This window comes from Rhodococcus sp. IEGM1428 (assembly GCF_050321865.1).
Taxonomy (GTDB): Bacteria; Actinomycetota; Actinomycetes; order Mycobacteriales; family Mycobacteriaceae; genus Rhodococcoides.
In genome coordinates, this window is the sequence record NZ_JBNQFW010000004.1 from 241,667 (window position 1) to 260,930 (window position 19,264).

Sequence of the window (19,264 nt, forward strand, 5' to 3'; positions counted from 1 at the left end):
TGGTTTGGTGTTCTTTGTTTGTTTTTTCAAACCTTCTTTTTTTTGTTGTTTTTGTTGTTTTTTTTTTTCGTCTCTCCCCCCCCCCCCCCCCCACGACTCAGTTCCAGCCGAAGTCTCGACGCAATCGAGCTGCGACGGAGTCGAATTGGGGTTTGCTCAGAATCGCGCCCTCGCGGCGGATGCCGTCCTCGGGCACGTCGAGAACGCGATCCAGACGAATCCAGCTCGGTCGGCCCTCGGCGTCCCAGGAACCGGATCCGATCGACTGCCAGTCGCGGTCGCCGTCGCGACTGCTCTGGCTCGACAGCATCAGACCGAGTAGATCGTTGCCCTCGCGCCCGATGACCAACACCGGGCGATCCTTGCCCTGACTGGCGTCTTCTTCGTAGGTCACCCAGGTCCAGACGATCTCACCCGGATCGGCCTTGCCGTCCAGATCGGGGGAGTACTCGATGGTGCGGGCGCGCTGGGCGGTCGGCCTCGTCTGTGACGCGACCGGGCGGCCGGGACGCGGAGCCGGAGCGGACGTGTTCGCTGTCGTGCCACTGATTGCGTCCTTGCCCTTCTGCAGGGCGCCGGACTTCTGCAGTTGACGCAGCAGTCGCGGGCCTTCACGCATCGCGATCTTGCCCAGTTCTTTGCCGAATCTGCTCCAATTGCCAGCCATGCGGCGAGTGTAGCCACCCTGACGTTGCTGCTCACAGCCCAGACTGTGGCGACGTCGAAGCCGGAGTCGGACAGCCGGGGGCGGCGCATCGTTCTCGGCGTGGGACGATGGACACACCCGTTCGCTCATTTCGAACACGCCAGCCGAAGGATACGAGTGCCCAGCTTCGCCGACACGACGTTCACCGATCCGTCCAGGATCAGGAACTTCTGCATCATTGCCCACATCGACCACGGTAAGTCGACGTTGGCGGACCGGATGTTGCAGCTCACGGGCGTCGTCGACGACCGGTCGATGCGCGCGCAGTACCTGGACCGGATGGATATCGAGCGCGAGCGCGGGATCACCATCAAGGCGCAGAACGTACGGCTGCCGTGGGTCGTCGACGGCGAAGAATTCGTGCTGCACCTCATCGACACTCCCGGCCACGTCGACTTCACCTACGAGGTCTCCCGTGCCCTCGAAGCCTGCGAAGGGGCAGTGCTGCTCGTCGACGCCGCTCAGGGCATCGAGGCGCAGACGCTGGCCAACCTGTATCTGGCTCTCGACAAAGAGCTCACCATCATTCCGGTGCTCAACAAGATAGACCTTCCCGCTGCCGACCCGGATCGCTACGCCGCCGAGATCGCACACATCATCGGGTGCGAGGCCGACGACGTACTGCGCGTATCCGGTAAGACCGGTGTGGGTGTGGAAGAACTGCTCAACGAGGTCGTCAAACTGGTCCCGGCTCCGGTCGGCAACCCGGACGGCCCGGCCCGCGCGATGATCTTCGACTCGGTCTACGACACCTACCGCGGCGTCGTCACCTACGTGCGAGTGGTCGACGGCGCGCTCAACCCGCGCGAGAAGGTCACGATGATGTCGACCGGCTCGACGCACGAGTTGCTCGAGGTCGGCATCGTCTCGCCCGATCCCAAGGCCACCAAGGGCTTGGGCGTCGGCGAGGTCGGTTACCTCATCACCGGAGTCAAGGACGTCCGTCAGTCGAAGGTGGGCGATACCGTCACCACCTTCCGGAAGGGCGCAACCGAGCCGCTGACCGGCTACCGCGAGCCTCGGCCGATGGTGTACTCCGGTCTCTACCCGCTCGACGGGTCGGACTACCCGGACCTGCGTGATGCTCTCGAGAAGCTGCAACTGAACGACGCGGCCCTGACCTACGAGCCGGAGACCTCCGTTGCTCTCGGCTTCGGCTTCCGCTGCGGATTCCTCGGGCTGCTGCACATGGAGATCACCCGCGAGCGGCTCGAGCGGGAGTTCAACCTGGACCTGATCTCGACCTCGCCCAACGTGGTCTACCGCGTCGAAATGGAAGACGGTGCCGAGCACATCGTCACCAATCCGTCGTACTGGCCCGAGGGCAAGGCACGGGAAGTGTTCGAGCCGATGGTCAAGTGCACCATAATCTCGCCCAGCGAATTCATCGGCTCCATCATGGAGCTGTGCCAGGGACGACGTGGCGAGCTCGGCGGCATGGACTACCTGTCCGAGACCCGCGTGGAGCTGCGCTACACGATTCCGATGGCCGAGATCATCTTCGACTTCTTCGACATCCTCAAGTCCCGTACCCGCGGATACGCGAGCCTCGATTACGAGGAGATCGGCGAGCAGGCCGGTGCGCTGGTCAAGGTCGACATCCTGCTGCAGGGGGAGGCCGTGGACGCGTTCTCGGCGATCGTGCACAAGGACAATGCCGCGGCCTACGGCAACAAGATGACGACCAAGCTCAAAGAACTGATTCCGCGTCAGCAGTTCGAGGTGCCGATCCAGGCCGCCATCGGATCGCGCATCATCGCGCGCGAGAACATCCGTGCGATCCGAAAGGACGTGCTGGCCAAGTGCTACGGCGGCGACATCAGCCGTAAGCGCAAGCTGCTCGAGAAGCAGAAAGAGGGCAAGAAGCGCATGAAGACGATCGGTCGCGTCGAGGTACCGCAGGAAGCCTTCGTCGCCGCACTGTCCTCGGAATCTTCGTCGGACAAGCCCAAGAAGTAGCGCAGGCACGCGCTCTGGCAACTTCGAGGTGCCTTCGCTCATATCGAAGTAGCTGTGAAACAACCTTTTCCAGCCCCGCACCGTGTTCTCGGTGCGGGGCTGGTCTCGTTGTCGGTGGTTATGTGATGTGGGGGCCGGCTCGGGCGTGGGATTGTCGGGGTTGTCGGTAGGGGTCGACGGTCGCCGGTGGTACGAACCAGGGGTGGTTGTCGGCGGCGATGAACACTTCCCAGTCACTGTGGTGGATCAGTCGGTGGTGGAATCCGCAGAGCAGGACGAGATTGTTCATGTCGGTGGGTCCGCCGTCGGTCCAGTGCCAGATGTGGTGGCCCTCTGTCCAGGCGGCGGGTTTGCCGCAGCCTGGGAAGGCGCACCCGTGGTCGCGGGCGGTGAGGGCGCGTTTCTGTTTCGCGTTCACGGTGCGGGCGGTGCGTGCGAGGTTGATCGGGGAACCGTTCTCATCCATGACGATGGCGGTGAGGAGGCAGTCGCAGGCCAGTTGCCCGGACGTATTGCGGGAGAGTGGCCCCATCCACGGCAGCCACCCGACGGTGGTGCCGTCGCCGAACAAGTCGCGATACGCGCCGCGATCGGCGGTGGCTGGCCGGCTGTCGTTGTCGGATTCGGTTGCGATGCTGCCATTCTCAGAGTCAGAGTCGCTGTCGGCGTTCATGGTGCTGCGGAGGTCGGTGAGATCGCGGAGGCTGATGTGTAGGTTGAGGTGCGGTTTTTCGCCGCCTTCGGTGGGTCGGTTGCTGGAGGCGAGGTAGCGGTCGAGGATGTGTCCGAAGGCGTCGGCGCGGCGTTTGGCGGGGCCGCGTTCGTCTTGAGTGCCGTCGGCGGCGGGCTGGGGTTCGGTGAGCTGTGAGAGTGCGGTGAGCAGTTTTTCTCCGGTGACAGCGTCGAAGTCGGCCTTGAGCACCAGCCGCCCGTTGAGGGTTGTGGAGGCGAAGAGTTCGTTGCGGTCGGTGGCCTCGGGGGGTGGTTTCTTGCTGCCGTAGGTGTCCTCGAGTTTGGTGATCGCTTCGCGGATGCGGCCGGTACGTGCGCCGGGTCCGCTCGCAGCCTTGATCATGGCGGCGCGGGCGATGTCCTGGCCTTCTTGCGGGAGGTTCTTCGGTGGTGTTTCGGCGAAGGCGAGGATCAGAGCGGCATGGTCGACGGACATGACGCCCGTGTTCACGGCGTCGGCGATGTCGGGGAAGTTCTTCAGTCCGCGGGCGAGGGCGACGATCTTGGTCGCTTTACTGGGGGTGAGCAGGGTGGTGGAGGTGAGCCAACCGGCGGGCCCGGGGAATCCGAGCTTCTCGCGGGAGACGCGAGTATCGATCTCGGCGACGAGGGCGATACGTCGGGCTTCGAGCAACTGGATTCGGTGGGAGACATCAGCAGAGTCGGCGAGGAGTTCTGCCTCGCTCAGTTGCCAGATCTCCGTTGTCATGGATCAAGTATATCGAACATGCGTTCGACTGACAATGATAGTCGAATCGAAAACTATTGCCCTGCAGAAGGATTCGATATCGCGATTCTGTCGGTGGCGTGTGGTAGCGGACGCATGTCGGGTGCGACAGACGAGGCCGTGGCCGGCGAGTACATTTCGAACCTGTGACTACGCCGATCTTGAAGCAGCTCCGTGTGCCCGTCGTCGGTGCGCCCATGGCGGGTGGCCCGAGTACTCCCGAACTCGCTCGCGCGGTCTCGGAGGCGGGTGGGCTCGGCATGATCGCGGGCGCATTACTGACACTTGAGGCCTTTGCAGCGCAGATCGATTCGGTTCGAGGACTGCCGTTCGGCGTCAACCTCTTTCTGCCGGAGGAACCGTCCGGTGCCGACGTGGCGTCCTATGCCGAACACCTGGCGTCCTGGTTCGAGCGGTTCGATGCCGAACCGGGGGAGCTGCTGCGACGAGACGACTTCTACGCCGAGAAGTTCGCATGGCTGCTCGAGCACCCGGTACCGCTGGTCTCGAGCACGTTCGCGACGTTCGACGCGGACGAGGTAGCCCAGCTGCACGCAGTCGGAACCGAGGTGTGGGCCACCGTCGCCACCGCGTCCGACGCGTCGGTGGCCACCGCCAACGGCGTCGACGCTCTCGTTGTGCAGGGACCCGAAGCCGGTGGGCATCGAGGTACGTTCGACGGGTCGGCCCCGGAGGAGCCGTTGGCCGAGCTGCTCGTTGCGGTCCGCGAGATCTCGGAACTCCCTCGCATCGCAGCGGGTGGTTTGATGGACGGCAACGACATTGCGCCACTGTTGGATTCGGGTGCAGCCCATGCCGCGCAGCTCGGGACTGCCTTCCTGAACACGCCTGAGGCCGGCACCAAACCAGTCCACCGCGAACAGCTGACACTGGCTCCGAACACCGCAGTGACGAGGGCCTTCTCCGGCCGTCCTGCGCGGGGTCTGGTGAACGAGTTCATGCACGCGAACTCGGACGCTGCACCGCTGGCGTATCCCGATCTGCATTACCTGACCGCGCCGATGCGCGCGAAGGCCGCAGCAGCGGGTGACCCGTCGGGACTGTCGATGTGGGCCGGGACCGGCCATCGCCGCGCTCAGGCCGAGCCCGCCGCCGAGCTGATCGCCGAATGGGCGAGACAACTCGGCCGCTGAAACCACACGCAGCGACTACCGAACTTCCCGGTCAGGGGTTGGCGTGGGCGGGCTGGAAGTGTCCGGACGCCTGGGCTTCTTCGGCCCGGATGACGTGCACCACTGCGTTGATGAGGGCAAGGTGGGTGAACGCCTGCGGGAAGTTGCCGAGGTGACGGCCGGTGCGGTGGTCGATCTCCTCGGCGTAGAGCTTGAGCGGGCTCGCGTAGCCGAGTAGACGTTCGCAGAGGTGCTTCGCTCGGGGCAGTTCGCCGATTTCCACCAGGGCAGAGACCAGCCAGAACGAGCAGATCGTGAACGTTCCTTCCTCGCCGGCCAAGCCGTCGTCGGTGGTGTCGGTTCGGTAGCGCAGAACCAATCCGTCCTCGGTCAACTCGTCGGCGATGGCGAGCACCGTGGCACGGATTCGCTCGTCGTCGGCCGGCAGGAATCGCAGCAGCGGTGCCAGCAGCAACGACGCGTCCAGCGACGGGTCGCCGTAGCGCTGCGTCAGCACTCCGCGTGAGTCGGTGCCGTTTTCGAGAATGTCGGCCTTGATCTCGTCCGCGATCTCGTTCCACTGGTCCGAGTAGTCCTGCTCGCCATGGATGTCGGCGAGCTTGGCACCGCGATCGAGCGCGACCCAACACATGAGCTTCGAGGACGTGAAGTGCTGCGGTTCGCCGCGCACCTCCCAGATGCCACGGTCCGGTTTGCGCCAGTTGGCGATCGCTTCCTCGACCTGACGTTTGAGTAGCGGCCACAGGAATTCCGGGACGTGCTCACGTGACTTCACGTGCAGGTACACCGAGTCGAGCATGGTGCCCCAGATGTCGTGCTGCTCTTGGTCGTAGGCCCCGTTGCCGATGCGTACCGGCCGCGCGCCGTCGTATCCGGACAGGTGCGGTAGCTCGCTCTCGTCGAGGGTCTTCTCGCCGCCGATGCCGTACATCACCTGCAGCGGATTGACCTCGCCGTTCGCCGTCGTCGCCACGTCCGACATGAACGCGAAGAAGTCGTTGGCTTCACGGTCCAGTCCGAGCGTGTAGAGGCCCCACAGTGCGAATGTCGAATCGCGGACCCAGGTGTAGCGGTAGTCCCAGTTGCGTTCTCCGCCCGGTGTTTCCGGGAGCGACGTGGTCGATGCCGCCAGCAGGGCACCGGTGGGCGCGTAGGTCAGGCCCTTGAGCGTCAACGCGCTGCGCTGCAGGTATCCCCGCCACGGGTGGTCGGGGAACCGGCCGATGGTGATCCACTGCCGCCAACACTCGGAGGTGCGCCACATCTTCTCCGCGGCTTCCTCGAAGGTTTGCGGCGAAGGAAGATCGGACCAGGACAGAGCGACGAACACATTGTCGCCCTCCGTCATTCGCGTTCGGGCCCGAGCCTCACGGCCCTCGATGCCGATCCGAAGATTGGTGGTCAACTTCAGCGTGGGCTGGTCACCGTCCGCGCTCGCCTCGCAGGTTGCGGTGGTCTCCTCGTACACCTTGCCGGTGTACTCCCAGTTCGCGGGTGCCCGGTGGTAGTCGAAGGCGGGCTCGCAGCTCATCTCCAATTCGACTGTGCCGCTCACGCATTTGATGGTGCGCAGCAGTATGTGTTCGGCATCCCAGTCGCTCGGTGCGCGCTTGTGGGTGCGAGAGCGTTGATCTGTGTTGTGCCACGGCCCCATGACGAGGGCGTCGCGCACGATCAACCAGCCGGTCTCGGTCTGCCACGTGGTTTCGACGATCAGACCGCCGGGCAGGTAGCGCCGCGCCGCGGGGACCGACTGGCCGTAGGGGCCGACGCGAAAGTGACCGGCGCTGCGATCGAGAATCGCTCCGAAGATGCTGGGGGAGTCCGGCCGGGGCACGCACATCCACTCGACGGATCCGTTCCGCGCGATCAGACAGGTGGTCTCGCAGTCCGAGAGGAACGCGTAGTCGTCGATCGGCGGAAAGGCGCTGCGGTAGGACGTCAGGGTGGACACCGGTGCGTCGGTACTGCCCAATGCTCCCTGAACTTCGATCCCGCCCAACTCTGGGTGCCCAGATCCCATCGCGGGCTCGTCGGCCACCGGAGGCACGGGCGAAACATCTTCGAATGCCGTCATGGCGTAATCATCGACGTAACGGTGGCAGTCGTCCACTGCTGGTCGTCGATCGGCGTGGCGTGGGCACCGGACGCGCTGGTTTAAGCTGCGAGGGTGGAACCGGTTGCGCGATGGTGGGACGGCGTCGAACTGTGGGTGACGGGCCTGCCGTTCGTACCGCAGGCGATCGTCGTGCTGCTGTTCATCGTGCCGACGGCGTTCCTGCTGGCACGGGTGTTCGATCGCCTCCTCGCGGTGGTCCTGCGCCTGCTCGGTCGCGACGCCCGCGCTGCTCGCGAGGCGGAGTCGACGGCTGCCGCCTCCACCACGACGAAGGATGGACAGTAATGCCACGGTCTCGGGTAACGCTGGCGCTGATCGCGCTGCTGGTGCTGGTTGTCATCGCCTGGCTGCTCACTCGGTAGGGCCTCGTCGCCACGGCTCGGCCGACGGCTGCGCCGTCGAGTCACCGGGCGCGTCCGCTGAATTAGAGTCCGTCCGAAACCTCTGCTAGATTTCTGACCGTGTCTTCTGCCGCCGAGTACCGCGTCCGCCATCAGTTGGCGTTGATTGCTGTCGGCATGTTGGCAGTCGCCGATATCGACTGTTGTTGATTCTTTCCTCAGTCGAATCGATTCCTCGGGTCGCCTAGGTCCTAGCGTGCTGTGCGCCTGCTCGGGGCCCAGCTCTCCCCGGCCCTGGGCTGGGGAGGATCTCTTGAATCTTCGTTGCGGGTTTCGGTCTCGCCTCGGTTCGACTGTCCTCCTGTCCGTTCTTCCCAGTCTCTTCTTCGTCACATCACGAAAGGCCACTCCACAATGAGGCATAGTTCTCGTAACCTCCTGACCACGTTCGCGGCTGTGGGAACTCTGCTACTGACCGCCTGCGGTGGCGGCTCGAGCGATGCTGTCGGTGGCGGATCGGACACCGCCAGCGGTCCTGCCTTGACTCTCGTGGGATACGCCGTCCCCAAGAACGGTTGGGACGCAATCGGTCCCGCTTTCGCAGCGACCGAGGACGGCGAAGGAACCGCCATCAACGCCGACTACGGCGCATCGGGAAACCAGTCTCGCAAGGTGGCCGACGGTGCACCCGCCGACATCGTCAACTTCTCGGTCGAACCCGATGTCACCCGACTCGTCAAGGCCGGCAAGGTCGATGAGGACTGGAACCAGAACGCTTACGGCGGAGTGCCGTTCGGCTCCGTGGTGACCATCGTCGTGCGCGAGGGCAACCCGAAGAACATTCGTACCTGGGACGACCTGATCAAGCCCGACGTACAGGTCATCAGTCCGAGTCCGCTCAGCTCCGGCTCGGCCAAGTGGAATCTCCTTGCTCCGTATGCGGCGAAGAGCAACGGCGGCCAGGACAAGCAGGCCGGTCTCGACTTCGTCCGTACCCTCGTCTCCGACCATTTCCCGGTTCAGCCCGAATCCGGCCGCGCGGCAACCGAAGCCTTTCTGCAGGGCCAGGGTGACGCACTGCTGAGCTACGAGAACGAGGCGCTGCTGATCGAGGAACAGGGACAGAAGGTGGAGCACGTCGACGTTCCCGTCACGTTCCGCATCGACAATCCCGTGGCAGTGATCAACAGCAGTGCCAACCTCGATCGAGCCAATGCTCTGAACGATTTCGTCTACACCGACGAGGGGCAGAAGATCTGGGCCGAGGCAGGCTTCCGGCCGACGAACCCGGACATCGCCTCGGAGTACTCCGACAAGTTCTTCACCCCCGAAAAGCTCTACACCATCGACGATCTCGGTGGCTGGACGCAGGTCGACGCCGACCTGTTCGGCGACAACGGCGCAATCACGACGATCTATCAGGAAAGTACTCGGTAGAGATCGATGCCATCTTCGACCACCGAAACCGCAACTGCGGGTTCGCCAGTCCCGCCCGGTACGAGACCTCGGTTTCGTGCCGGGCGGGAAGGCCGAAAGTTCAGGGGCCCTGGGTCGGTGGGGCCGCTCGGTCTCGGGGTCGCCGTGTTGTGGCTCAGCGTCATCGTGCTGCTTCCGTTGGCCGCGTTGACGGTTCAGTCGTTCGACGACGGTCTGGCCGGCTTCTGGGATGCGATAACCGTGCCGCGTGCCCTGGCCACATTCAAGGTCACCCTCTTGGTGTCCGTCGCGGCCGCAGTGATCAATCTGTTCCTGGGCACCCTCATCGCGTGGGTCCTCGTGCGGGACGAGTTTCCGGGTAAACGATTCGTCAACGCCTTGATCGATCTGCCGTTCGCATTGCCGACCATCGTCGCCAGTTTGGTGTTGCTGTCTCTTTACGGACCGGCGAGTCCGATCGGGCTGGTGTTCAACGCAACCAAGCCCGCGGTCATTGTCGCTCTGCTGTTCGTCACGTTGCCGTTCGTGGTGCGTGCGGTGCAACCGGTGCTGATCGAGTTGGACAAAGACGTCGAGGAGGCGGCCGCGTCGCTCGGAGCCAACAACTGGACCATCTTCCGACGCATCGTTCTGCCGGTGTTGTTGCCGGCAGTGCTGTCGGGCGGGGGCCTGGCGTTCGCCCGCGCGATCGGGGAGTTCGGCTCGGTGGTGCTCATCGGCGGCAACATCCCCAACGACACTCAGGTGGCGTCGCAGTACATTCGCGAGCTGATCGAGTACGACCGCCCGATCGACGCCGCAGCTATCTCGGTGGTGCTGTTGGCTATTGCGTTTGCAGTGCTTTTCGTGCTTCGCATCATCGGAAACCGGCTGGCCAGACGAGAGGAGCAGCTCTCGTGAAGATCAGCCTCCCGGTCAAACTGTCCCTGCGCACGATTGCGTTGATCTATCTCGCCGTACTCGTGCTCTTTCCGCTCGCCGCCATCCTGTATCGAACCTTCGAGGACGGCGTCGTGTCGTTCTTCGAGCAGATCACCACTCCTGCGGCGCAATCGGCCCTGCAACTGTCACTGCTGATCGTTGCCATCGTGGTACCGATCAACGTCGTCTTCGGTGTGGTCACCGCGTTGGCGTTGGTACGAGGGCGGTTCCGCGGTAAAGGCGTACTCGAGGCGATCGTCGATCTGCCTTTCGCGGTGTCGCCGATCATCACCGGTGTCGCGCTGATTCTGCTGTGGGGTGCCAACGGGTGGTTCGGAGGAGTGGAAAGTCTCGGCTTCAAGGTGATTTTCGCACTTCCCGGCATGGTGATAGCGACCATCTTCGTGACGCTGCCGTTCGTCGTGCGCGAAGTCGAACCGGTTCTGTACGAGATCGGCGAAGAGCAGGAAGAAGCAGCATCGACCTTGGGTGCAAGCTCCTGGCAGACGTTCTGGCGCATCACCCTTCCGGCGATCCGATGGGGCCTGACCTACGGTGTCGTACTCACAGTCGCTCGGTCGCTCGGCGAGTTCGGTGCCGTCATCATGGTCTCGACCAACCTCCCCGGCATTTCGCAAACACTGACGTTGCTGGTCAATTCACGCTACGAGGACTTCAATCAACAGGGCGCATACGCCGCGTCCACACTGCTGATGGCGATCGCCGTCATCGTGCTGTTGCTGATGACGGTTCTCGACAAGAAGAGGACGAAGTAATGACCGAGAAATCCTCCGAGATCGAGATCTCCGTTGTCGGTGCCAACAAGCACTACGGCGATTTCGCAGCTCTCGACAACGTCAGCATCGACATCCCCAAGGGATCGTTGACGGCGCTGCTCGGCCCCAGTGGCTCGGGCAAGTCCACTCTGCTGCGCTCGATCGCCGGCCTCGAACAACTCGACTCGGGTCGGGTGGTGCTCGCCGGCGAGGACGTGACGTGGGTCAGTCCGCAGCGACGCGAGATCGGCTTCGTCTTCCAGCACTATGCGGCGTTCAAACACCTCACGGTGCGAGACAACGTCGCGTTCGGTCTGCAGATCCGGAAACGGCCCAAGGCCGAGATCGCCAAGAAGGTCGACGAGCTGCTCGAGATCGTCGGGCTGGCCGGCTTCCAGACTCGCTACCCGGCGCAGCTCTCCGGTGGACAGCGCCAGCGCATGGCGCTGGCTCGCGCCCTCGCGGTCGACCCACAGGTGCTCCTGCTCGACGAGCCCTTCGGCGCGCTCGACGCCAAGGTCCGCGCCGATCTACGGACGTGGCTGCGCCGCCTGCACGACGAGGTGCACGTCACCACTGTTCTGGTGACTCACGACCAGGAGGAGGCCCTCGACGTCGCGGATCGGATCGCGGTGCTCAACAAGGGCCGGATAGAGCAGGTCGGCACCCCGGAGGATCTGTACGACCGTCCGGCCAACAACTTCGTGATGTCGTTCCTGGGCCAGGTCGCGAAGCTGAACGGACTTCTCGTGCGGCCGCACGATATTCGCGTCGGGCGTGATCCTTCGTTGGCGCAGGCCCAGGCCAGTGGTACCGCAGAATCGGCCGGTGTGACGCGTGCCGTCGTCAAGCGCGTGGTGCATCTCGGCTTCGAGGTGAAGGTCGAGCTCGAGAACGCGGCCACGGGTGAACTGTTCGCCGCGCAGATCACTCGCGGTGACAGTGAGGCCCTCGGTCTTCGTGAGGGCGAGACCGTCTACGTGCGAGCGACTCGGGTGCCGACGATCGCCGACGCCACCGATGCGGCGCGGGCAACTGCCGAGTCGTAGCGCCGCGATACCAGTTCGGCCAGACCCGGGTGAGCTCCGATCACGTCGGCGTGCATCACATCCGGTCGGTCAGACAGTGATGCTTCGATCCGATCGGTGAGCAGTCCCGGGGCCAGGAACCACGGTGCCACGACGATTCGAGTGGCACCCATCGTGTGCAGGTGCGCGACGGCGTCCTCGGGGGACGGCTCGACGGACGTGGCAAAACAGGTCACGGCACCGGCCCAGCCAGTCCCGGCGAGCAATTTCTGGGCGATCACTCGGGTGCGCTGATTCGCCGGTGAAGCAGAGGATCCGACCGCAGCCAGTGCGATGCCCACAGTCGGATCGTCCAGTACGACACCGGTATCGAGGATGCGGTCACGCACTGCTTCGATCAGCAGGCGGTCGTCGCCCAGCACGTCGGCCTGCACGATCGACACGTGCCGATGCCGGGTGCGTGCGTCGGCCAGCAGCTCCGGCAGGTCGACCTTGGCGTGAAAGGCCTTGCCCAGCAACAACGGGACGCTGACGATGCGGGTGTGTCCAGCGTCGACCACGGCGTCCACGACGTGCCCGACGCCGGGCTCGGTGAGGTCCAGGAACGCGACGCGTACGTCCAGATCCGGTCGCCGCCGACGTAGGACGTCGACGGCGCGATGGATCGCTGCGCCGGAGCGCGGGTCACGACTGCCGTGGGCAACCGCGATCAGTGCGGTCACGCCGGAACTGCCGACCCCAGCTCGACTGCAGCCAGAGCGTTGCCGACAAGCCCGGCGGCCAGTGTGTTGCCGCCTGCAGGATCGATGAGCAGGAAGCTGCCGGTGTGCCGATTGACGGCGTAGTCGTCCGCCACGATGGGTTCTGCGACCCGCACCGAGATGCGGCCGATCTCGTTGAGCTCCAACGATTCCGGGCTTTCCTGTGCGGTGAGCTGCTGTTCGTCGAACCGCTCGATCAAAGTGCCGACGATGGCCTGGGTGGTGCGAGTGCCGTGCTTGAGCAACAGGCGAGCGCCTGGGCGAAGGGGCTTCTCTGCCAGCCAACACACGGTGGCCTCGAAATCACCGATCGGCTCCGGTGCGTCCTGCGGGGAGGCGATGGTGTCGCCGCGCGAGACGTCGACGTCGTCGGCGAGGACGAGGGTGACACTGCGTCCAGCGTGAGCCGTGCGCAATTCGCCGTCCGCAGTATCGATGCGCTCGACCGTGGTTCTGGTACCGGAGGGCAGAATGACGACCTCGTCGCCGACGTCCACGGTGCCGGCCGCCACCTGCCCGGCGTACCCGCGATAGTCGGGGAAGTCGGCTGTGCGAGGCCGGATCACGTACTGCACTGGGAAACGAAGACCGACGCGGTGCGGTTCGGCGTCGACCGGAACCGACTCGAGGTGTTCGATGAGGGTGGGTCCGTCGTAGTACGGGGTCTTGTCGGACTTCACCGCGACGTTGTCGCCGTGCAGTGCGGACACCGGAATTTCGATGACGTCCTCGGTGGACCAGCCGAGTGAGGAGGTCAGCGAATTGAACTCGGCCGAGATCTCGGCGAAGACGGTCGCGGGGTCCTCGACCAGATCGATCTTGTTGACGGCCAGCACCAGGCGCGGAACGCCCAGGAGGGCCAGAACCGCTGCATGCCTGCGGGTCTGAGTGATCACGCCTTTGCGGGCGTCGACGAGCAGGATGACCAACTGCGCCGTCGACGCGCCCGAGACGGTGTTGCGGGTGTACTGCACGTGGCCCGGAGTATCGGCCAGTACGAAGGAGCGATTGGGCGTCGCGAAGTAGCGGTAGGCAACGTCGATCGTGATGCCCTGCTCTCTCTCGGCGCGCAGACCGTCGACGAGGAGAGACAGATCCGGCGTGGCGAGTCCTTTGTCCACCGAAGCCCGCGTGACGGCATCGATCTGGTCTGCCAGAACGGATTTCGTGTCGTACAACAGCCGTCCGACGAGGGTCGACTTACCGTCGTCGACGCTACCTGCGGTGGCGAGGCGAAGAAGCTGCGTTCCTGTGCTGCTCATCAGAAGTATCCTTCTCGTTTGCGATCTTCCATGGCAGCCTCGGAGACGCGGTCGTCGCCGCGAGTGGCTCCGCGTTCGGTCAGTCGAGATGCGGCGACCTCGGCGAGGATCGCTTGGTTGTCGGCGGCTTCGGACAGCACGGCACCGGTGGTGGATCCGTCGCCGACGGTGCGGTAGCGCACCGAGAGGGTCTGCAGCTCCTCGTTCTCGGCCGGCCCGCCCCATACACCGGGCGTCATCCACATGCCGTCGCGCTGGTACACGGGGCGCTGATGCGCGTAGTAGATGCTCGCCAGTTCCACGTCGTCACGCGCGATGTAGCGCCAGATGTCGAGCTCGGTGAAGTTGCTGAGCGGGAACACGCGCACCTGCTCGCCGGGGGAATGCCTGCCGTTGTACAGATTCCACAGTTCGGGGCGCTGCTTCTTCGGCTCCCACTGACCGAATGCGTTGCGCAGCGAGAAGATTCGCTCCTTGGCGCGGGCTCGTTCCTCGTCGCGTCGCGCACCGCCGAAGACTGCGTCGAATCTGTTCTCGGAGATCGCGTCGAGAAGAGGCACGGTCTGCAGCGGGTTGCGGATGCCGTCGGGACGCTCGGTGAGGCGGCCGTCGGCGAGGTACTCCTCGACGCTGGCCACGTGCAGGCGCAGATTGTACTTGGCGACCACGTGATCGCGGAAGTCCAGCACCTCCTGCAGGTTGTGCCCGGTGTCGACGTGCAGCAGCGCGAACGGCAGGGGAGCGGGCCAGAACGCCTTGATCGCCAGGTGCAGCAGGACGGTCGAGTCCTTGCCGCCGGAGAACAGGATGACGGGGCGCTCGAACTCGCCCGCCACCTCACGGAATATGTGGATGGCTTCGGATTCGAGTGCGTCGAGGGTGTCGAACCGATCTGCATCGAGATGGGTTCGGCCGACGGTGGCCGAGGTGAGGTCGAGTGTCATGAGGCGTGCAACCCGCATTCGGTCTTGGCCTTGCCGGCCCAACGACCGCTACGTGGGTCGGCGCCGGGGGCTGGTTTGACGGTGCACGGTGCGCACCCGATGGACGGATACCCCTCGTCGACGAGGGGATTGACCAGTATCGAATGTTCGTCGATGTAGGCCTGCATCTGCTCGTCCGACCACGGTGCGATCGGGTTGATCTTCACCAGGCCGAAGGCGTCGTCGAAAGAGATGAGTGGGGCGTTGGCCCGGGTGGGGGCCTCGACCCGACGGATGCCGGTGACCCACGCGCTGTAGTTCGCCAGCTCCTTCTTCAAGGGCGCGACCTTGCGCATAGCGCAGCAGCGATTGGGCTCGCGGGCGAACAGGTCCTTGCCCTCGATCGAATCCTGTTCTGCGACAGTCTTCTCGGCGCGGGCGTTGACGACGTGAACACCGTAGACGGCCTCGACGGCGTCGCGCGTTCCGATGGTCTCGGCGAAGTGGTAGCCGGTGTCGAGGAACAGCACGTCCACACCCGGGTGAACCTGTGCAGCGAGGTGAACGAGAACCCCGTCCTGCATGTTGGAGGCAACGATGAAGTCGTTACCGAAGTTGTCCTCGGTCCACTGCAGCAGCTCCAGTGGGCTGGCACCGTCGAGTTCACGGGCACCGCGCTCGGCGATGTCCTTCAGTTCCTCTACCGTCAAATTCAGCCTGGTACTCATCGCAAATCCGCCTCGTCTGCTCGCACGGCCCACTGAGCGAACCGTTCGCCGTCCTCGCGGTGCTTGTCGAAATTGCGCACCACTCTGTCGATGTAATCTCCCAGCTCGGAGCTGTTGACCTTGTGCTGGCGCAACTTCCGGCCGAACGCACTGTCCAGACCGAGGCTGCCTCCGAGATGAACCTGGAAACCCTCGATCTGATTCCCGGCTCCGTCGTCGACCAACTGACCCTTGAAGCCGATGTCTGCGATCTGAGACCGCGCGCACGAGTTGGGGCAGCCGTTGATGTTGATCGTGATCGGAACGTCGAGTCGACTGTTGATGTCGGACAAGCGCTCTTCGAGCTCGGGGACGAGAACCTGTGAGCGCTTGCGGGTTTCGGCGAACGAGAGCTTGCAGAATTCGATGCCGCTGCACGCCATCAGGTTCTTGCGCCAGTGCGAGGGCCGGGCAGGCAGGCCCAGCGCATCGAGGTCGGAGATGAGCTGCTCGAGCGTCTCGTCCGGAACATCGAGGACGATCAGCTTCTGGTACGGCGTGAACCGGACGCGATCCGACCCTGCCTTCTCCGCAGCGTCGGCGACGGCGGCGAGGATGGTGCCGGACACGCGGCCCGCGATGGGTGCAACACCGACGGCGTTGAGCCCGTTCTTGAGCTTCTGGATCCCGACGTGATCACGGGGCCGAGCGGGCTTCTCGGGCGCCGGGCCGTCGATGAGCTTGCGGTGCAGGTACTCGTCCTCGAGGACCTGGCGGAACTTCTCGATGCCCCAGTCCTTGATGAGGAACTTCAGGCGCGCCTTGGTGCGAAGCCGGCGGTAGCCGTAGTCACGGAAGATCGAGACGACGCCTTCCCAGACGTCGGGAACGTCCGCGAGCGGAACCCAGACGCCGACTCGCTGCGCGAGCATGGGGTTGGTGGACAGTCCGCCGCCGACCCACAGGTCGAGGCCTGGTCCGTGTTCGGGATGTACGACGCCGACGAATGCGCAGTCGTTGATCTCGTGCACCACGTCCTGCAATCCCGAGATCGCCGTCTTGAACTTGCGCGGCAGGTTCGAGTACTCGGGCTTGCCGATGTAGCGCTCGACGATCTCGTCGATGGCCGAGGTGGGGTCGAGGATCTCGTCGACGGCCTCACCCGCGAGCGGGGAACCGAGCACCACGCGTGGGCAATCGCCGCACGCCTCGGTGGTCTTCAACCCGACGGCTTCGATCCGACGCCAGATCTCGGGGACGTTCTCGACCTCGACCCAGTGGAATTGCACGTTCTCACGGTCGGACAGGTCGGCGGTGTCTCGACCGAACTCCTTCGAGATCTGCGCCAGAGTGCGCAGCTGCTCGAGATTCAGTGCGCCCGCGTCGCAGCGGATGCGCATCATGAAGTACTTGGCCTCGAGCAGGTCGATGTTGTCGTCACCGGTGAAGGTGCCGTCGTACCCCTGCTCACGCTGGGTGTATAGACCCCACCAGCGGAAGCGGCCGCGAAGGTCGCCCTTGTCGATGCTGTCGAAGCCTTGCTTGGAATAGATGTTCTCGATGCGGGCACGCACGTTGAGCGGGTTGTCGTCCTTCTTGGACTGCTCGTTGGCGTTCAGTGGCTCCCGGTAACCCAGTGCCCACTGGCCCTCGGCTCGACGCTTGGTCGGCCGCGGCGTGCGCTCCCGTGGTGTGGCGGAGGCAGCGTCGGTGGTCGCGTCGCTGGTCGACGACATGCATTGCTCCTGCATCTTCTGTGCTGGCCGGCTTCCGTGCTGGCATTCTTCGGGTCGTCGCGCGAGGCGCTCGCGACACGAGTGGGAAGCCGGTGGATCGAATGGACGTGCTCGAAGGAGGCTGGGTCAGCAGCCGGTCGTGTGTCGACACGACGCGCTGCAGACACGGCCGAGATCGACATGGCGGCGCGCCACGAGTCGAATTCCTGAGTCGGTCACGGGTGCCATTGTGCCACGTCATCGGGGCGACGGAAGACCGCGGCGGCTATTTACCCCGATTTCGGGGTAAATAGGCTGGCAGGGCTGCTGCGATTGCTCTCGGCGGCGGGTGGGGAGAAGGGCCTGCACTCTCTGGGAGACTGGAGACCGTGAATACCGTCGTACCCGTCCCGTCCACCTTCGAGTTGCCGATCGAGGCGTTCGACGGCGTGGGGGACCGGGCATTCGGGATCTACGTGCACGTTCCGTTCTGCGCCACGCGATGCGGCTACTGCGACTTCAATACCTACACGGCTGGGGAACTCGGTACGTCGGCGTCGCCGCAGTCGTGGTTGGAGGGTCTGCGCCGGGAACTCGACATCGCCGCGGGTCTCATCGAGGCGGGAACGGGTCGCGTTCCGACGGCCGACACCGTCTTTGTCGGCGGTGGCACACCGTCGCTGCTCGGGGGCGACGGGTTGGCCGACGTACTCGGCGCGGTCCGGTCGAGTTTCGGCGTCACCGACGGCGGCGAGGTGACCACCGAATCGAACCCGGAATCGACGTCTCCGGAGTTCTTCGACCGACTCCGCACCGCGGGCTTCACCCGGGTCTCGCTCGGAATGCAGTCCGCTGCACCGCATGTGCTCGCAGTTCTCGATCGCACCCACACGCCAGGTCGAGCGGTCGCTGCGGCGAAGGAGGCTCGCGCGGCCGGGTTCGAGCACGTCAACCTCGATCTCATCTACGGCACTCCGGGCGAGCGAGACAGCGACCTCGATCAATCTCTTGCCGCCGTGCTCGAGGCCGGCGTCGACCACGTCTCGGCGTACGCGCTGATCGTCGAGGACGGCACGGCCATGGCCCGCAAAGTGCGCCGCGGTGAGCTGCCCGCCCCGGACGACGACGTGCTGGCGAGCCGATACGAACGCATAGACAGGGCTCTGAACGCAGCAGGCCTTTCCTGGTACGAGGTGTCGAACTGGGCCACCGATGCCGACGCGCAGTGCCGCCACAACATCGGCTACTGGGACGGCGGCGACTGGTGGGGCGCGGGCCCGGGCGCACACAGCCACATCGGCGGCACCCGGTTCTGGAACGTCAAACACCCGGCGGCATACGCCGATCGCCTGGCCACCGGGGCGCTGCCGGTGCACGGCAGCGAATTACTCAGCGCCGAGGATCGACACCTGGAGGAGCTGATGTTGACCGTCCGACTCCGCACGGGAGTGCCGGTGAGCGTGCTCGGGCCGGCCGAGCGCACCGCTGCCGAACAGGCGGTCGTAGACGGGTTGATGTCGGCGCAGGGTGACCGTCTCGTGCTGACCGACCGAGGACGATTGCTCGCCGACGCGGTAGTGCGCAGCATCGCAGCGGCCTGAGCTGACAGGCACTCGGACTGTCAGACACCGGGACTATCAGGCACTGAGGGCGTCGTAATCGAACACTCTGGCGTGCAACACCGTTCGGTTCCGCAGTGCTGCACGCACGGCTCGGTGCAGACCGTCTTCGAGATAGATGACGCCGCGGAACTGCACGGCGTGGGGGAAGAGATCGCCGTAGAAGGTGGAGTCCTCGGACAGCAATCGGTCGAGTTCGAGCACCTTTGTCGTGGTGACGATCTCGTCCAATCGGAGCTGGCGTGGCGGGATTCTCGACCAGTCGCGGATGGACAGGCCGTGCTCGGGGTACGGCTTACCGTCACGAACACCCTTGAAGATCATCGCGAGCCCCGAGCCGTTGGACCGAATCGAAAGAACGTTTCCACCCGGACCAC

18 protein-coding genes are annotated in these 19,264 nt (G+C 64.6%); 9 read left to right on the forward strand and 9 right to left on the reverse strand.

Annotated elements, in window-relative coordinates; genetic code table 11:
- Positions 1-97 precede the first annotated feature (97 nt).
- A complete protein-coding gene (locus ACQR3T_RS19345; RefSeq protein ID WP_165712695.1) occupies positions 98-667 on the reverse strand; it encodes a type II toxin-antitoxin system PemK/MazF family toxin in 570 nt (189 codons plus the stop codon).
- Positions 668-817: 150 nt separating this feature from the next.
- Here ACQR3T_RS19345 and lepA point away from each other — a divergent pair, with 150 nt between their 5' ends.
- Positions 818-2,665 (forward strand): translation elongation factor 4, encoded by a 1,848-nt coding sequence (gene lepA / locus ACQR3T_RS19350; protein ID WP_371829190.1) that lies wholly within the window; start codon positions 818-820, stop codon positions 2,663-2,665.
- A 118-nt stretch (positions 2,666-2,783) separates the two neighbouring features.
- Here lepA and ACQR3T_RS19355 read toward each other — a convergent pair whose 3' ends face one another.
- The gene (locus tag ACQR3T_RS19355; RefSeq protein ID WP_428694534.1) at positions 2,784-4,106 is read right to left on the reverse strand and encodes a DUF222 domain-containing protein; all 1,323 of its coding nucleotides are present in this window, start codon (positions 4,104-4,106) and stop codon (positions 2,784-2,786) included.
- A 164-nt stretch (positions 4,107-4,270) separates the two neighbouring features.
- Between ACQR3T_RS19355 and ACQR3T_RS19360 the strand changes: the two genes are divergently transcribed.
- On the forward strand, positions 4,271-5,278 hold the full coding sequence (locus ACQR3T_RS19360; RefSeq protein ID WP_428694535.1) for a nitronate monooxygenase: 1,008 nt from the start codon (positions 4,271-4,273) through the stop codon (positions 5,276-5,278).
- A gap of 31 nt (positions 5,279-5,309) precedes the next feature.
- Here ACQR3T_RS19360 and ACQR3T_RS19365 read toward each other — a convergent pair whose 3' ends face one another.
- Positions 5,310-7,355, reverse strand: a complete 2,046-nt coding sequence (locus tag ACQR3T_RS19365; RefSeq protein ID WP_428694536.1) for a glycoside hydrolase family 15 protein — start codon at positions 7,353-7,355, stop codon at positions 5,310-5,312.
- A gap of 93 nt (positions 7,356-7,448) precedes the next feature.
- On the opposite strand from ACQR3T_RS19365, the gene ACQR3T_RS19370 reads away from it, so the two are divergent.
- The 6 genes from ACQR3T_RS19370 (at position 7,449) to ACQR3T_RS19395 (ending at position 11,921) form a co-directional block, all read left to right on the forward strand.
- The gene (locus ACQR3T_RS19370; RefSeq protein WP_428694537.1) at positions 7,449-7,682 is read left to right on the forward strand and encodes a hypothetical protein; all 234 of its coding nucleotides are present in this window, start codon (positions 7,449-7,451) and stop codon (positions 7,680-7,682) included.
- 176 nt (positions 7,683-7,858) lie between these two features.
- Complete coding sequence (locus ACQR3T_RS19375) at positions 7,859-7,948, forward strand: Ms4533A family Cys-rich leader peptide (protein ID WP_310180897.1); 90 nt, start codon at positions 7,859-7,861, stop codon at positions 7,946-7,948.
- A gap of 204 nt (positions 7,949-8,152) precedes the next feature.
- Positions 8,153-9,175 carry a sulfate ABC transporter substrate-binding protein gene (locus ACQR3T_RS19380; RefSeq protein ID WP_428694538.1) on the forward strand — a complete coding sequence of 341 codons (1,023 nt, stop codon included), beginning with the start codon at positions 8,153-8,155 and terminating at the stop codon, positions 9,173-9,175.
- A gap of 6 nt (positions 9,176-9,181) precedes the next feature.
- Positions 9,182-10,075 (forward strand): sulfate ABC transporter permease subunit CysT, encoded by an 894-nt coding sequence (gene cysT, locus ACQR3T_RS19385; protein WP_080730630.1) that lies wholly within the window; start codon positions 9,182-9,184, stop codon positions 10,073-10,075.
- A complete protein-coding gene (cysW, locus tag ACQR3T_RS19390; protein WP_032379180.1) occupies positions 10,072-10,872 on the forward strand; it encodes a sulfate ABC transporter permease subunit CysW in 801 nt (266 codons plus the stop codon). Before cysT ends, cysW begins: the two co-directional genes overlap by 4 nt.
- The gene (locus ACQR3T_RS19395) at positions 10,872-11,921 is read left to right on the forward strand and encodes a sulfate/molybdate ABC transporter ATP-binding protein (protein ID WP_032379179.1); all 1,050 of its coding nucleotides are present in this window, start codon (positions 10,872-10,874) and stop codon (positions 11,919-11,921) included. The genes cysW and ACQR3T_RS19395 overlap by 1 nt, the downstream gene beginning before the upstream one ends.
- Here the strand turns inward: ACQR3T_RS19395 and ACQR3T_RS19400 are convergent.
- From ACQR3T_RS19400 to ACQR3T_RS19420, 5 genes are read right to left on the reverse strand one after another with little or no spacing between them, the layout of a single operon-like run.
- A complete protein-coding gene (locus ACQR3T_RS19400) occupies positions 11,849-12,622 on the reverse strand; it encodes a sirohydrochlorin chelatase (protein ID WP_428694539.1) in 774 nt (257 codons plus the stop codon). The two genes, ACQR3T_RS19395 and ACQR3T_RS19400, sit on opposite strands and share 73 nt — an antisense overlap.
- Positions 12,619-13,923, reverse strand: a complete 1,305-nt coding sequence (locus ACQR3T_RS19405) for a sulfate adenylyltransferase subunit 1 (RefSeq protein WP_032379177.1) — start codon at positions 13,921-13,923, stop codon at positions 12,619-12,621. Before ACQR3T_RS19405 ends, ACQR3T_RS19400 begins: the two co-directional genes overlap by 4 nt.
- The gene (cysD, locus tag ACQR3T_RS19410; RefSeq protein WP_032379176.1) at positions 13,923-14,867 is read right to left on the reverse strand and encodes a sulfate adenylyltransferase subunit CysD; all 945 of its coding nucleotides are present in this window, start codon (positions 14,865-14,867) and stop codon (positions 13,923-13,925) included. Before cysD ends, ACQR3T_RS19405 begins: the two co-directional genes overlap by 1 nt.
- Positions 14,864-15,574, reverse strand: a complete 711-nt coding sequence (locus tag ACQR3T_RS19415; RefSeq protein WP_032379572.1) for a phosphoadenylyl-sulfate reductase — start codon at positions 15,572-15,574, stop codon at positions 14,864-14,866. The genes cysD and ACQR3T_RS19415 overlap by 4 nt, the downstream gene beginning before the upstream one ends.
- Complete coding sequence (locus tag ACQR3T_RS19420; RefSeq protein ID WP_428694540.1) at positions 15,571-17,289, reverse strand: nitrite/sulfite reductase; 1,719 nt, start codon at positions 17,287-17,289, stop codon at positions 15,571-15,573. The genes ACQR3T_RS19415 and ACQR3T_RS19420 overlap by 4 nt, the downstream gene beginning before the upstream one ends.
- Positions 17,290-17,657: 368 nt before the next feature.
- Here ACQR3T_RS19420 and hemW point away from each other — a divergent pair, with 368 nt between their 5' ends.
- Positions 17,658-18,869, forward strand: a complete 1,212-nt coding sequence (gene hemW, locus ACQR3T_RS19425; protein WP_428694541.1) for a radical SAM family heme chaperone HemW — start codon at positions 17,658-17,660, stop codon at positions 18,867-18,869.
- 36 nt (positions 18,870-18,905) lie between these two features.
- On the opposite strand, the gene ACQR3T_RS19430 is transcribed toward hemW, so the two are convergent.
- Positions 18,906-19,211, reverse strand: a complete 306-nt coding sequence (locus ACQR3T_RS19430) for a type II toxin-antitoxin system VapB family antitoxin (protein ID WP_032379172.1) — start codon at positions 19,209-19,211, stop codon at positions 18,906-18,908.
- Positions 19,212-19,264: the final 53 nt, after the last annotated feature.

Bases quoted from the DNA above. Each gene is read 5' to 3' on its own strand.
- ACQR3T_RS19395 (WP_032379179.1), top strand. From the start codon at position 10,872: ATGACCGAGAAATCCTCCGAGATCGAGATCTCCGTTGTCGGTGCCAAC.
- ACQR3T_RS19420 (WP_428694540.1), bottom strand. From the start codon at position 17,289: ATGTCGTCGACCAGCGACGCGACCACCGACGCTGCCTCCGCCACACCA.
- ACQR3T_RS19345 (WP_165712695.1), bottom strand. From the start codon at position 667: ATGGCTGGCAATTGGAGCAGATTCGGCAAAGAACTGGGCAAGATCGCG.
- ACQR3T_RS19365 (WP_428694536.1), bottom strand. From the start codon at position 7,355: ATGACGGCATTCGAAGATGTTTCGCCCGTGCCTCCGGTGGCCGACGAG.
- ACQR3T_RS19415 (WP_032379572.1), bottom strand. From the start codon at position 15,574: ATGAGTACCAGGCTGAATTTGACGGTAGAGGAACTGAAGGACATCGCC.
- cysD (WP_032379176.1), bottom strand. From the start codon at position 14,867: ATGACACTCGACCTCACCTCGGCCACCGTCGGCCGAACCCATCTCGAT.
- ACQR3T_RS19405 (WP_032379177.1), bottom strand. From the start codon at position 13,923: ATGAGCAGCACAGGAACGCAGCTTCTTCGCCTCGCCACCGCAGGTAGC.
- ACQR3T_RS19355 (WP_428694534.1), bottom strand. From the start codon at position 4,106: ATGACAACGGAGATCTGGCAACTGAGCGAGGCAGAACTCCTCGCCGAC.
- ACQR3T_RS19380 (WP_428694538.1), top strand. From the start codon at position 8,153: ATGAGGCATAGTTCTCGTAACCTCCTGACCACGTTCGCGGCTGTGGGA.
- cysT (WP_080730630.1), top strand. From the start codon at position 9,182: ATGCCATCTTCGACCACCGAAACCGCAACTGCGGGTTCGCCAGTCCCG.
- ACQR3T_RS19430 (WP_032379172.1), bottom strand. From the start codon at position 19,211: ATGATCTTCAAGGGTGTTCGTGACGGTAAGCCGTACCCCGAGCACGGC.